This is a genomic window from Achromobacter sp. JUb104 (assembly GCF_024806975.1).
Lineage (GTDB): Bacteria > Pseudomonadota > Gammaproteobacteria > Burkholderiales > Burkholderiaceae_B > Achromobacter > Achromobacter spanius.
Genome location: NZ_JANUEY010000003.1, coordinates 804457 through 817343 on the forward strand (window position 1 = coordinate 804457; position 12887 = coordinate 817343).

General features: G+C 65.3%; 10 protein-coding genes. 6 read left to right on the forward strand and 4 right to left on the reverse strand.

Annotated elements, in window-relative coordinates:
* Positions 1–47 precede the first annotated feature (47 nt).
* Positions 48–1637 carry an ATP-binding protein gene (locus M2361_RS24185; protein ID WP_259252325.1) on the reverse strand — a complete coding sequence of 530 codons (1590 nt, stop codon included), beginning with the start codon at positions 1635–1637 and terminating at the stop codon, positions 48–50.
* Entirely contained in the window at positions 1637–2338 is a 702-nt protein-coding gene (locus M2361_RS24190; RefSeq protein WP_259252330.1) for a response regulator, read from the reverse strand. Before M2361_RS24190 ends, M2361_RS24185 begins: the two co-directional genes overlap by 1 nt.
* A 227-nt stretch (positions 2339–2565) precedes the next feature.
* On the opposite strand from M2361_RS24190, the gene M2361_RS24195 reads away from it, so the two are divergent.
* Together M2361_RS24195 and recQ are read left to right on the forward strand one after the other, a co-directional pair.
* Entirely contained in the window at positions 2566–3864 is a 1299-nt protein-coding gene (locus M2361_RS24195) for a fimbrial protein (protein ID WP_259252331.1), read from the forward strand.
* Between the two features lie 134 nt (positions 3865–3998).
* Positions 3999–5828 (forward strand): DNA helicase RecQ, encoded by a 1830-nt coding sequence (gene recQ, locus M2361_RS24200; RefSeq protein ID WP_100852943.1) that lies wholly within the window; start codon positions 3999–4001, stop codon positions 5826–5828.
* Positions 5829–6258: 430 nt separating this feature from the next.
* On the opposite strand, the gene M2361_RS24205 is transcribed toward recQ, so the two are convergent.
* A complete protein-coding gene (locus tag M2361_RS24205; protein WP_259252337.1) occupies positions 6259–7314 on the reverse strand; it encodes a cytochrome d ubiquinol oxidase subunit II in 1056 nt (351 codons plus the stop codon).
* Positions 7311–8654 carry a cytochrome ubiquinol oxidase subunit I gene (locus M2361_RS24210; protein ID WP_259252339.1) on the reverse strand — a complete coding sequence of 448 codons (1344 nt, stop codon included), beginning with the start codon at positions 8652–8654 and terminating at the stop codon, positions 7311–7313. Before M2361_RS24210 ends, M2361_RS24205 begins: the two co-directional genes overlap by 4 nt.
* Before the next feature lie 136 nt (positions 8655–8790).
* Between M2361_RS24210 and M2361_RS24215 the strand changes: the two genes are divergently transcribed.
* The 4 genes from M2361_RS24215 to minE all read left to right on the forward strand — a co-directional run bounded on the left by M2361_RS24215 (position 8791) and on the right by minE (position 12845).
* Positions 8791–10560, forward strand: a complete 1770-nt coding sequence (locus M2361_RS24215) for a glutamine--tRNA ligase/YqeY domain fusion protein (protein ID WP_259252343.1) — start codon at positions 8791–8793, stop codon at positions 10558–10560.
* Between the two features lie 158 nt (positions 10561–10718).
* A complete protein-coding gene (gene minC, locus M2361_RS24220) occupies positions 10719–11612 on the forward strand; it encodes a septum site-determining protein MinC (RefSeq protein WP_259252345.1) in 894 nt (297 codons plus the stop codon).
* Between the two features lie 153 nt (positions 11613–11765).
* Entirely contained in the window at positions 11766–12581 is an 816-nt protein-coding gene (gene minD, locus M2361_RS24225) for a septum site-determining protein MinD (protein ID WP_100852948.1), read from the forward strand.
* Between the two features lie 3 nt (positions 12582–12584).
* Positions 12585–12845, forward strand: coding sequence for a cell division topological specificity factor MinE (gene minE, locus M2361_RS24230; RefSeq protein ID WP_259252348.1), 261 nt, complete (start codon positions 12585–12587; stop codon positions 12843–12845).
* The last annotated feature ends 42 nt before the right edge of the window (positions 12846–12887 follow it).

Here is a 12887-nt window from a genome sequence, read left to right on the forward strand (position 1 = left end):
GAAAACGACAAGGGACGAAGCAGGATGCATCGTACCGTATGGTGGGGCTATGCGTTTTCCGAAAGCGGCAGCCTTACCCGCACGCACAGGCCGCCGGATTCCGCCTGGCGAAGCTCCAGCGAACCGCCGTGCGCGCGCGCAATGGCTTCGGCCAGCGCCAGGCCCAGCCCCACGCTGCCGGTGCGCGTGCGCGCATCGTCCAAGCGGCTGAACGGGCGTAGCGCCTCCTGGCGGCGTTCGGGCACGATACCGGGGCCGTGGTCCGCCACATCCAGCACCGCCTCGCGCGCTTCGCGACGCAGGCTGACGTCTACCGGTGGGGCACCATGGTTCAGCGCGTTGCCGATCAGGTTGTCCAGCAGGCGGCCCAAGGCCACCGCGTCGGCCTGCACCACAAGCGGCGCGTCGTCGTCCACCGACTTCAGCGTGATGTCGGTACCGGCGCCATGCCATGCGCCGACACGCTCGACCAACCATTCGGACAGCACGATGGGCGCATAGCGGTAGGCGGCCGGATCCGTGCCGCGCACGAAGCCAATGAACTGGTCCACCATGTGCTGCATGTCTTGCAGATCGGTGCGCAGGCCTTCCTTCAGCTTGGAATCGTCGGCCATTTCAATGCGCAGCCACATGCGCGACAACGGCCCTTTCAGATCGTGCGGCAAGCCGGACAGCAGCGTGCGGCGTACCGAGTCAGACTCGGCCAGCGCGTCCAGCATGGCGTTGAAGCGTTCGCCCAAGGCGCGGGTTTCATGCGGCCCCGAGGGTTCCACGCGTTGCGGTTGCCCGGCGGCCAAGCGGTCAGCGGCGTCCGCCAGCCGGGTGATGGGCCGCGTGATGTGCCAGGAGAAACCCACGGCCAGCAACAGCAACAGGCCCAGTCCCCCCAGCCAGGCGGCGATGAAGGGCGTGGCCACGGGCGGGTCCAGCCGCTCAAGGGGAATCACCAGCCATTCGCGCAGGCGCGGTACGTCTTCGCTGGCCGAATTGGGCGCCAGCGAGATAAAGATCTCGGGCGTGGGGCCACGCGACAAGGCCACGCGGGTGCCGTCGTTCAGCCGTTCGTTCAGCAACTGCACCAGCGCCTTCAGGTCGCGGCGGATGTCGTCGGGCTCGGGCTTGTTATGGCGCCGCATGCGCTCTTCGTGCGCCGCGCGGTCGGCCTCGCGTTGCTGGGCGGTGCGCGTGTCAGCCTGGTCGGCATCGGCCTCGTGCTCGCCGCCACGGTCGTCGCCATGCCCATCGGGCGGCGGCTGCATGTCGCCAGGCCGGGCGTCCGAAGGCGGCGGGGGTGGCGGCCGAGGCGCGGAGCGGGGAGGCGGCGGCGGACGCCGGCCATTGAAGCGTTGCAGCTTGGCTTCGGCAGGCAGCACGCGCGACCACAGGCGCCATTGGTTCTGAGACGCCGTGCGCACGAAATCCGCGCGGTCCTCGGCGGGCACTTCGGACAAGGCGGCGCGCAGGGTGCGGATGGTGGTGACGATGTAGCCGATGGCCACGTCTTCCATGAACTTGTGCCGGAAGTACGACACCGTCACCAGCGTGGCCGCTTGCGTCAGCAGGACGGAACCCAGGATCAGCAGAATCAAGCGCGCCCGCAGCGAGCGCGGCACCAGGAAGCGGGCAAGAAAACGCATCAGGGCGAGAACCGGTAGCCAATGCCCCAAACGGTCTGGATCCAGCGCGGCTGTTTCGGGTCGTCTTCGATCACGCGGCGCAAGCGCAGGATGGCGATGTCGATGGCGCGGTCGTTGCGTTCACCGGAGTCATCGTCGCGCGCAAGCGCCAGCAGGCGTTCGCGCGACAGCGGCTTGCCCGCGTTGCGCACCAGGGCTTCCAGCAAATTGATCTCGCCCCCCGTCAGCTTGACCACCGTCCCATCGCGCGACAACTGCCGGGAGGACGGGTCGAACAGGAACGGGCCGAAGGTGACCGGCGCGTCCTTGGTCAAGGCGGACGGGCCGCGCTTGCGGCGCAACACGGCTTCAATGCGGGCCAGCAGCTCACGCGGGTCAAACGGCTTGCCGACGTAATCGTCGGCGCCTGCTTCCAGACCGATGATGCGATCCACGGCCTCGTCGCGCGCGGTCAGCAGAATGACGGGGATGTCTTCGCCTTGCTCGCGCAGGCGGCGACATGCGTCGGCGCCGTCACCGCCGGGCAGCATGCGGTCCAGCACGAGCAGGTCGGGGGCGTAGCGGGTGATGCGCGTCGACAGGTCGGTGGCGTCCGGCGCCAGCAAGGTGTCGTAGCCGTGCCGATTCAGGTAGTCGGCCAGCAACTGACGCAGGGCCGGGTCGTCGTCAACGACCAGCAGCTTGGTATGAGGATTGTCCATGGACGCCATAGTGCGGCGCGGCGCGTCCAACCGCAAGGGGCAAGAAATCAACTGAAATAGAGCTGTTGCATGATGTACGGTGTCTTGTCGCGCGCGTGATCGGTCCTAAAATGATGCCCTTGGTCTTGCCGCTGGTCCGGTTTACTAAAAATCGTTTACAGCTACGGCAGCGTCCCCTCTTTACACTGATTTTTATGGTCGCCCCTGCAATCTGGCGCAGACGGTTGTTGCACGCGGCGCTGACGGCGGGGGTGGTTTGCCCACTGTCGGCCGCGTTTGCCGACACGCTTGATGCGTCCCCCTCTTCTGTCACGTCGCCCGCACCGGGTGCGCCGGTGCTGATGGCACGCGGCATCGGCGTGCTGTCGCCGGTGCAGCCTATTCCCGTGCGCCCGGCGCCGTCGATCGCTTCGCGCGCCGTTCCCCTGGACCCGCCCCTGTGCGGTCTGGAAGTTGCCGAACCCGCCATGGACACCAGCGTGCGCGGGGGCGAAGACGAGGGTGAGAGCTACGGTTTGATCCCCGGACTGGGCTCAAGCCTGTCGGGAAGCAGCGAAGACATCCCGCTGGAATGCGAGAACACCCCTGCGGCGGTTGTGGAGGACACGCCCGACTATTCCTTCGCCTTGGAAGACGGCGACATCCCGCGCGTGCCCGTGGTGGTGATCTCGGGCGTATCGCGCCCGACCCGCCCCTGGTTCGCGTCGGTCAGCGGCCAGGACGGCCTGCGCTACGGTGGCGACCGCAACTGGGTATACCGGAACACAGCCGGCCCGTCGCTGACCGTGGGCAATATCAACGCCAATGCGCCCGTCTGGGGCAGCAGCGCGCCGGTGGGCGGAGTGCAGATTTCCAACTGGGCCGGCTCGGCCGCCACCGTGCCGGAAGGCAGCTTCGGCTACTCGTCGTCGGTCGGCAAGCTGAACCTGATGGATCCCACCGCGCGGTCGGGCGCGGTGGATTACGGCGCGTCGGTGGGCTCCGGTAGCGTGCGATACGGGCTGACGCCGGCGCTCACCCTTGAAGGCCAGATGCAGAGCGCGCCCGCGCTGACCACGCGCGGCATGGGCACGACCTATGCGGCGGGCGAATACGGCACGTTCCAGGCGGGCGCCACGCAAAGCTCGTTTGACGCTTCCAACGCCTGGCGCTACCGCTTCGGCTACAACGTGGACGTAGCCGACATGGTCAACCTGGGCTACACCAACGAACAGATCGGCGCGGGGTTCGGCGACCTGTCCACCTACTCCGGCGGCGTGGCCTCGGCGCCGCAGACGCGCAACACGCTGTCGGCGGGCGTGCCCATCACCGGCTGGGGCACCTTCAGCGGCACCTATTCGGGGCTGCGCGAGGGCTCGACCCTTGCCGAGCAGCGCGTGGGCCTGTCGCACAGCATGTTCGTGGCGCCCAAGGTGCAACTGGCGGTGGGCGCCGACCGCGACATCGTGTCGGGCAACTACGAATGGCGCGCGAACCTCAGCATGCCCGTGGACACCTTCATGCGCGGCACGTGGTTGAGCTGGTAGTGAGCCAGTAGGCCGGCGGGCCACGAGGTGTTACCGGAACTCGGACCGCAAACCGGACGGAAATATCCCCCCGAAAATAGCCGCCATGGAATTGCGGCTTAAAATCCCGGCCATGATGCTTCCGGCCTACCCCCATGTCTGACGCGCGCGCCCTTGGCGTCCTGCAGCGCGTTTTCGGTTACGAATCCTTCCGCGGCGACCAGCAAGCCATTGTCGAACAAGTGATCGACGGCGGTGACGCGCTGGTCCTCATGCCCACGGGCGGAGGGAAATCGCTCTGTTACCAGATACCGTCCCTGGTGCGCGAAGGCACCGGCATCGTCGTGTCGCCCCTGATCGCGCTGATGCAGGACCAAGTCGACGCCCTGACCGAACTTGGCGTGCGCGCGGCCTTCCTGAATTCCACGCAAGATTGGCGCGTGGCTCGCGACGTTGAACAAGCGTTCCTGGCCGGCGAACTTGATTTGCTTTACGTCGCGCCCGAACGGCTGCTGACCGACCGCTGCCTGCAACTGCTTGAGCGCGGCCGCATCGCCCTGTTCGCCATCGACGAGGCGCACTGCGTGTCGCAATGGGGGCATGATTTCCGGCCGGAATACCTGGGCCTGTCCATGCTGCACGAGCGCTGGCCCGACGTGCCGCGCATCGCGCTTACCGCCACGGCCACGGCGGACACCCGCACCGAGATCGCGCAGCGCCTGTCGCTGGACGATGCCCGGCATTTCGTGTCCAGCTTTGACCGCCCCAACATCCGCTACCGCATCGTCGAAAAGAACGAGGTTCGCAAGCAACTGCTGGAAATGATCCGCACCGAACACGACGGCGAATCCGGCGTGGTGTATGGCTTGTCGCGGGCGCGGGTCGAAGAGACGGCCGAATTCCTGTGCAACCAGGGCATTGACGCCATGCCCTACCACGCCGGCCTCAGCCCGCAGGTGCGCGCGGCCAATCAGTCCCGCTTTCTTCGCGAAGACGGCGTGGTCATGGTGGCCACCATTGCCTTCGGCATGGGTATCGACAAGCCGGACGTGCGCTTCGTGGCGCACATCGACCTGCCCAAATCCGTTGAAGGCTACTACCAGGAAACCGGCCGAGCCGGCCGCGATGGCCTGCCCGCCACGGCCTGGCTGGCCTACGGCCTGCAAGACGTGGTGCAGCAGCGCCGCATGATCGACGAATCCCCGGGCGACGAGTCCTATCGCCGGCGCCTGGGCCAACAACTGGACGCCATGCTGGGCCTGTGCGAAACGGTGGAATGCCGGCGGGTGCGCCTGTTGGCGTACTTCGGCCAGCAGATCACCGCCTGCGGCAACTGCGACGTCTGCCTGGAACCGCCGCAAGCGTGGGACGGCACCGTGGCCGCGCAGAAAGTGCTGTCGGCCGTCTATCGCTTGTGGAAGGAACGCGGGCAGCGCTACGGCGCGGGCCACATCATCGACATCCTGCGCGGCAAGGTCACCGACCGCACCAAGCAGCACGGCCATGAAACCCTGAGCGTATTCGGCGTGGGCGAAGACCTGAGCGACACCGCCTGGCGCGGCGTGCTGCGCCAGTTGCTGGCGCAAGGCTTGCTGACCGTCGACAACGAAGGCTTCGGCACCCTGGCGCTGACAGAAGGCAGCCGCGCCGTGCTCAAGGGCGAACGCCAGTTGATGCTGCGCCGGGAATCCGAAAAGAAGACAAAGTCGGGCAAGACGAGCAGTGGCCGTACCAAGGCGGCGGCAATTGACCTGCCGGCTGAATTGCAACCGGTGTTTGAAGCACTGCGCGCCTGGCGCGGCGAAGTCGCCAAGAGCCACGGCGTACCGGCCTACGTCATTTTCCACGACGCCACGCTACGCGAAATCGCCCTGGCGCAGCCGGATTCGATGGATGCCCTAAGCCACATCAGCGGCGTGGGCGCCCGCAAGCTGGAAGCCTACGGCGAAGAGATACTGCAGCGGGTGGCAAGACCGGTGTTGTGACGGAGGGACATCCACGGCGTGCGCGGAGGTGGATGGGTCGTCATGGGGCGGGGGGGGGTGGTCCGGGATGTGATCCGTGGCCGTGGTCCGTGATCCGCGGTCGTGATCCGTGATGTGGTCCGTGGCCGTGGTCCGTGATGTGGTCCGTGGCCGTGGTCCGTGGCCGTGGTCCGTGATCCGCGGTCGTGATCCGCGGTCGTGATCCGTGATCTTGATCTTGATCTTGATCGTCGATTGTAGGATGGGTGAAGCGCGGCAGGCCTCATAGAAGAATGCCGACCTGAATCGCGCGTAACCCATCAGGCGGCCGCCCCACCGTAGCCCGCATTGCAAAAAATTCGGGGCGTTGCATGATGGGTTTCGCGCGATCGATGCCGGGGATTTTGCATCGACCTTGTCGCGCTACACCCATCCTACTGTTCGGACCATATCAATACGAGGGTGGCGGCAATAGCGGGACCGGTGCGCGTTCCTTGCCGAAGACCGACCGGTACGCCAGGATGTTGAACACCAGCACCACCGGCACCCCCACGACCGCGCCGGCCATGACCAGGCGCATCGAACCGAGCGCGCCCGCGCCGTCCCAGAGCGTCATGTCATCCAGGATCAGATACGGGAACAGGCTGTAGGCCAGGCCGCTCAGCATCAGCAAGAACAGCCCCACGCACAGCACGAACGGCAGCCAGCTGAAACGCTCCGCCCGGCCGGGCAAGCGGGCCAGCAGCATTTCGGCCGCGACATACCCCGCCAGCATCAACACCCACACGCTTGCAGCCAGGCTCAGGTGAGCGATGTTGCTCCACTTGTAGAAGATGCCCGCGTTGGCCAGCCCCAGCGTCACCGCAATCGCCACCATGCCCACCGCCGTCCAGCGGATGGCATGCCGAGCCCAATAGGACGCGCGGCGTTGAAGATCGCCGTCCACCCGCATGACCAGCCACGACGCGCCCAGCAGCACATAGGCCGCCACGGCGCACAGGCCCACGAACATCGCGAACCAGCCATAGCCCGCGTCGGATTGATAGCCGGTGGCGATACGCCCCAGCAGCATTCCCTGCCCGAACGCCGTAATGATGGAACCGGCCCAGAACCCGAAGATCCAGCGCGGCTTCATCTCGTTGCGCGCGCGGATGCGGAATTCGAACGACACGCTGCGCAGCACCACGCCCAGCACCATGAAGGTCAGCGGCCCGTACAGCTTGCCCAGCACCGCGCCCCATGCAAAGGGGAAGGCCGACGCGAACAGGCCCATGCCCAGCAGCAACCAGAATTCGTTGGCATCGCGCCAGGGGCTCAAGAGCGACATCATGCGGCCGCGCTCATGTTCGGGGGCCAGTTGCAGCAAAATGCCCACGCCCAGGTCAAAGCCATCCAGCACCATGCCCGCGGCAATCACCACGAACAACAGCCCCATGAAGGCCAGTGGCATCCAGAATGATGGGTCTTCGGGGCTAAGCCCCTGCGACGCGGCCAACATGGCGATCATGGCGTACCTCCGGCCAATTTACGCACCGGCACCACGCCGTAGCGGGCCGCGTGGAACAGCATGCCCGTGAAAGCGGCCAATAGCAGGGCGTAAAGCAGGCCATAGCCCACCAATCCATAAAGCACCGTGCTTGCCGGCACCTGCCCCAGCACTTCGGACTGCGTAATGGTGCCGTTCACCACGAAGGGTTGCAGGCCGATGATGGACACCCACCAGCCCGCCACCACGGCGATACCGCCCGAAAACATCATGCCGCACAGCACGCGCTGCCACCACACCGGCAGGGTCGAGGGGTCCATCCCGCGTCGGAACGTCCACAGAAACGTCACGCATGCCACGGCCAGCATCAGCAGGCCCAAAGCGACGGCCACGCGCAGCGACCAGAACGTCAGCGCCACGGGCGGCAGCATCCCGGAAAATTTATCCAGCCCCTCGTAGGTGCCTTCCGCATTGCGATGCAGCCAAGCGCCGCCCGCATTGCGCAGGGTCACGTCAGACACATTGGTGTGGCTGCGCGCATCGGGCCAGCCGAACAGCACCAGTTGCGGTTCGGGGCCGCTTTGCCAGAAACCCGCCGCCGCCGCGGCCTTGGCGGGTTGCAGCTTGGCCATGACATGGCCGGTGCCGGTGGCGACCGGAATCTGCATGAATGCGGCGACCACACCGATGACCAGCGCCGTCTTGAACGCGTTGCGCTCGCCATCACCCAGCGGGCGGCGCAAGGCCTGCAACGCGGTCACGCCCATCATCAGGAACGAGACGGCCAGCGCCGCCCCCACCGCCACCATGGCCATGCGCCAACCCACCGACGGATTCAGCACCACGGCCACCCAGTCGTAGACCTGGTAGCGCCCGTCGACAAGAATGGCGCCGTCGGGCGTCTGCATCCAGGATTGCAAGGCCAGCACCCAGAACACCGCCACCAACTGGCCCACCGCCACCATCAGCACCGCCAGCGTGTGCGCGGTATCGGACACGCGGCGCTGGCCAAACAGCATCACACCCAGGAAGCATGACTTAAGGATGAAGACCGACAGGATGCCGTAGCCCAGCAAGGGGCCGGCCACGTTGCCGATTTTGTCCATCAGGCCCGCCCACAGGCTGCCGATCTGGATCAGCACGGGCACGCTGGCGGCAAGCGTCAGGACGAAAGCCAGGGCGAAAATGCGCACCCAGAAGCGGTAGGCGGCGGTCCAGCCCGGGCGGCCGGACCAGCGGGCGCGCACCTTGAAAAACAGCAGCACCCAGGCAAGGGCCAGGGAAACCGCCAGGAACAGCGCCAGAAAGCTCAGGCTGGCCACGAACTGCGCACGGGCCAGGGAAAGGGTGGATATATCCATGATGGCCCGTAGTGTAGAGCCAGTTACATGGCTGTGGGGACAGTTTGAAACCGGTTGCACCGGGTTCAAAAAGGCCCCGGTTGCGGAACGTGGCAAAATTGACGCTTTGTCGCCGCTTTTTCCTATTCTTTCAAGAATGACCTCCGCCACGACGCCGACCCCAGCTGCATCCAATTTCCTGCTTAACATCGTCCAGGACGACCTTGAAGCCAACCGCTTCCAGGGCAAACGCTGGGCGGGCAAGCCTGGCCCGGCCGACGTGCAGGCGCAGGGGACGGCCGATCCGGCCCGCATCCGCACCCGCTTCCCGCCGGAGCCCAACGGCTATCTGCACATCGGTCACGCCAAGAGCATCTGCGTGAACTTCGGCCTGGCGCGCGACTTCGGCGGGGTCTGTCATCTGCGCTTTGATGACACCAACCCCGAAAAGGAAGACCAGGAATACGTCGACGCCATCATCGAAGCCGTGCATTGGCTGGGCTTTGACTGGAAGGCCGACAACGGCCAGGAAAACCTGTACTTCGCCAGCGACTACTTCGGCTATATGTACGAGTTCGCCGAAGCCCTGGTCGAAGCCGGCCATGCCTACGTCGATGCGCAAAGCCCCGAAGAAATCCGCGCCAACCGTGGCACCCTGACCGAACCCGGCACCGATTCGCCCTGGCGCAACCGCCCGGCCGCGGAATCGATCGCGCTGCTGCGCGAAATGCGCGACGGCAAGCATCCGGACGGCAGCCTGGTGCTGCGCGCGAAGATCAACATGGCGTCGCCCAACATCAACCTGCGCGACCCGGTCATGTACCGCGTGCGCCACGCCACCCACCACCGCACGGGCAACCAATGGTGCATCTACCCGATGTACAGCTGGGCGCACCCGGTGGAAGACGCGCTGGAAGGCATCACGCACAGCGTCTGCACGCTGGAATTCGAAGACCAGCGCCCGTTCTACGACTGGATCCTGACGCGCCTGGCCGAACTGGGCAAGCTGGCCCAGCCGCTGCCGCACCAATATGAATTCGCCCGCCTGAACCTGAGCTACGTCGTCACCAGCAAGCGCAAGCTGCTGCAACTGGTGCGCGAAGGCCATGTGGACGGCTGGGACGACCCCCGCATGCCGACCATCTTCGGCCTGCGCCGCCGTGGGTACACGCCGGCCTCGATCCGCCTGTTCTGCGACCGTACCGCCGTGTCCAAGTCGGATTCGCGTATCGACTACAGCCTGCTCGAACAAGCCGTGCGCGACGACCTCGACCCCATCGCCGCCCGCTCCGTGGCCGTGCTGGATCCGATCAAACTGGTGATCACCAACTACCCGGAAGGCCAGACCGAGCTCTGCACCGCCCCGCGTAACCCGCATGACCCGGAAGCCGGCGTGCGTGAATTCCCGCTGTCGCGCGAGCTCTGGATTGAACGCGACGACTTCCGCGAGGAAGCGCCGAAGAAGTATTTCCGCCTGTTCCCGGGCAACACCGTGCGCCTGAAGTACGGCTACGTGGTGCGATGCACCGGCTTCACCAAGAACGAAGCGGGCGAAGTCGTGGAAGTCCAGGCTGAATACCTGCCCGAAACCAAGAGCGGCACCCCGGGCGCGGACAGCGTCAAGGTCAAGGGCAACATCACCTGGGTCAGCGCGGCCCATGCGGTAGCTGCCCAGATCCACCTGTACGACCGCCTGTTCGCCGACGCGCGTCCCGACGGCGGCGACAAGGACTTCCTGACCTGCCTGAATCCGAACTCCAAGCAGACCGTCACGGCCTGGCTGGAACCGGGCACCGTCGCCACGCCGGGCGCCACCTGGCAATTCGAGCGCCTGGGCTATTTCACGGCCGACCTCAAGGATTCCACGGAGGCCGCTCCGGTGCTCAACCGCATCGTGACGCTCCGCGACTCCTGGGCTCAGGGCTAGGCATCCGCGCGCGTATCACGGGAAAAGGCGCCTTGTGCGCCTTTTTCTTTCAGTTTTCAGCCCGCGCGCCCCGGCGTTGGGCGGGTTATCATGCCCGACATCCCGCAGCCGGTTGAACGCGCCTTTTTTCGGCGCCCGGACCGCCAGCCAACATCAAGATGAACACTGAATCCCTAGCCCTGGACTTCAAAAGCGCCACCCTTTATGCCATCCGGGTGGTACTGCACAGCGCGGACCCCGAACGGCTCGCCGCCGCCCTTGCCAAGCGCATGGCCGACGCCGGCAGCTTCTTCGAAAATGAACCCGTGGTCATCGACGCCAGCCGCGTCGACGAAGCGGTCGACTGGAAAGCGCTTGTCGCCGCGCTGCGCGCGCACAACCTGCCCGCGATCGGCGTGGTGGCCGAAGGCGCCAACCTTGCGGCCGCGCGCGAAGCCGGCCTGACGCCGGTTGAGCTTTCCACGCCGCCCGCGCGCCCCGCTCCCGTCGTGGATACGGCGCCGCCCAACGATGTGTCGACGCCCGTGCCGTCGGTGCCGGCCGCCGCCGTTGAAACCGCGCCCGCGCCCACCGACACATCGGCTGCCGATGGCGCATCAAGCGACACCCCCGCCACGGACACGCCGGCCAAGCCCGCCTCGGCCGAACCGCTGCCGGCTCGCGAAGCCAGCGGCACCACCTCCGCCGCCACGCCCACGCAGGCCGCGCCGCATTCGGCGTCGGCACTCGTCATCACCAAACCCTTGCGATCGGGCCAGCGCGTGTACGCGCGCCACACGGACCTGGTCGTGATCGGCATGGTGAGCCAGGGCGCGGAAGTCATTGCCGATGGCAATGTGCACGTCTACGGCCCCTTGCGCGGCAAGGCCATGGCGGGGGCGCGCGGCGACACATCGGCCCGCATTTTCACGACGCATCTGGACGCCGAGCTGCTGGCCGTGGCCGGGGTGTACCGTGTCGTGGAAGACAAGCTGGACCGCACGTTGCAAAACCAGCCGGCGCTGGTGCGCCTGGATGGCGACACGCTGCGGATCGAAGCTTTGAAAAGCTGACGCGGTGACTGCTGCGCGGCGTGTGCGCCGGCGCGGTATCGCAGTCGAACATCAGCATCGAACATCAAGTCTCAACACATTCTGTAAGAAGCCTTACACAGGCTTTTTGCTTTACGATAACGCGGTTTCTTCGAACATAAGGGTTTGATCGTCATGACACGCATTGTTGTGGTGACTTCCGGCAAAGGCGGCGTGGGTAAAACCACGACGAGCGCCAGTTTTTCCGCGGGCCTCGCGATGCGGGGCCACAAGACCGCTGTCATCGACTTCGATGTCGGCCTGCGCAATCTCGACCTCATCATGGGCTGCGAGCGTCGCGTGGTGTACGACTTCGTCAACGTGATTCAGGGCGAAGCCACCCTTAACCAGGCGCTGATCAAGGACAAGCAGCTTGAAAACCTGTTCATCCTGCCCGCCTCGCAAACGCGCGACAAAGATGCGCTGACGCAGGAAGGCGTGGAAAAGGTCATCAACGACCTGAAGGAAATGGGTTTCGAATACATCATCTGCGACTCGCCCGCCGGTATCGAAACGGGTGCGCTGATGGCCGCCTATTTTGCCGACGACGCGCTGGTCGTGACGAACCCGGAAGTCTCGTCGGTGCGCGACTCCGATCGCATCCTGGGCATCCTCGCGGCCAAGTCCAAGCGCGCGGTGGATGGCGGTGAACCCGTCAAGGAATTCCTGCTGCTCACGCGCTACAACCCCAAGCGCGTGGTCGACGGTGAAATGCTGTCCTTGGGCGATATCGAAGACATCCTGCGCATCAAGCTGATCGGTGTCATTCCCGAATCGGAAGCCGTGCTGCAAGCGTCGAACCAAGGCCTGCCGGCGATTCACTTGAAAGAGACCGACGTTTCCGAAGCCTACAAGGATGTCGTGGCCCGCTACCTGGGCGAAGACAAAGCGCTGCGCTTTACCGACTACGAAAAGCCCGGTTTCCTGAAACGCCTGTTCGGAGGCAAGTAAGCAATGTCCTTCCTGTCGTTTCTGCTTGGTCAAAAGAAAACTTCCGCTTCCGTTGCAAAGGAAAGGTTGCAGATCATCCTGGCCCACGAGCGGGGCCGCGGCGACTCGCCCGACTACCTGCCGCAGTTGCAGCAGGAACTTATCGCGGTGATTTCAAAATACGTGAAGATCAACCCTGAAGACATCAAGGTGCACCTGGAACGCCAGGACACACTTGAGGTGTTGGAAGTGAAGATCGAGATGCCGCAAAACGAACAACCGTAATGCAGCTTGGCCGCCCTCGCGGCCATAAAAAAAAGCCCGGCA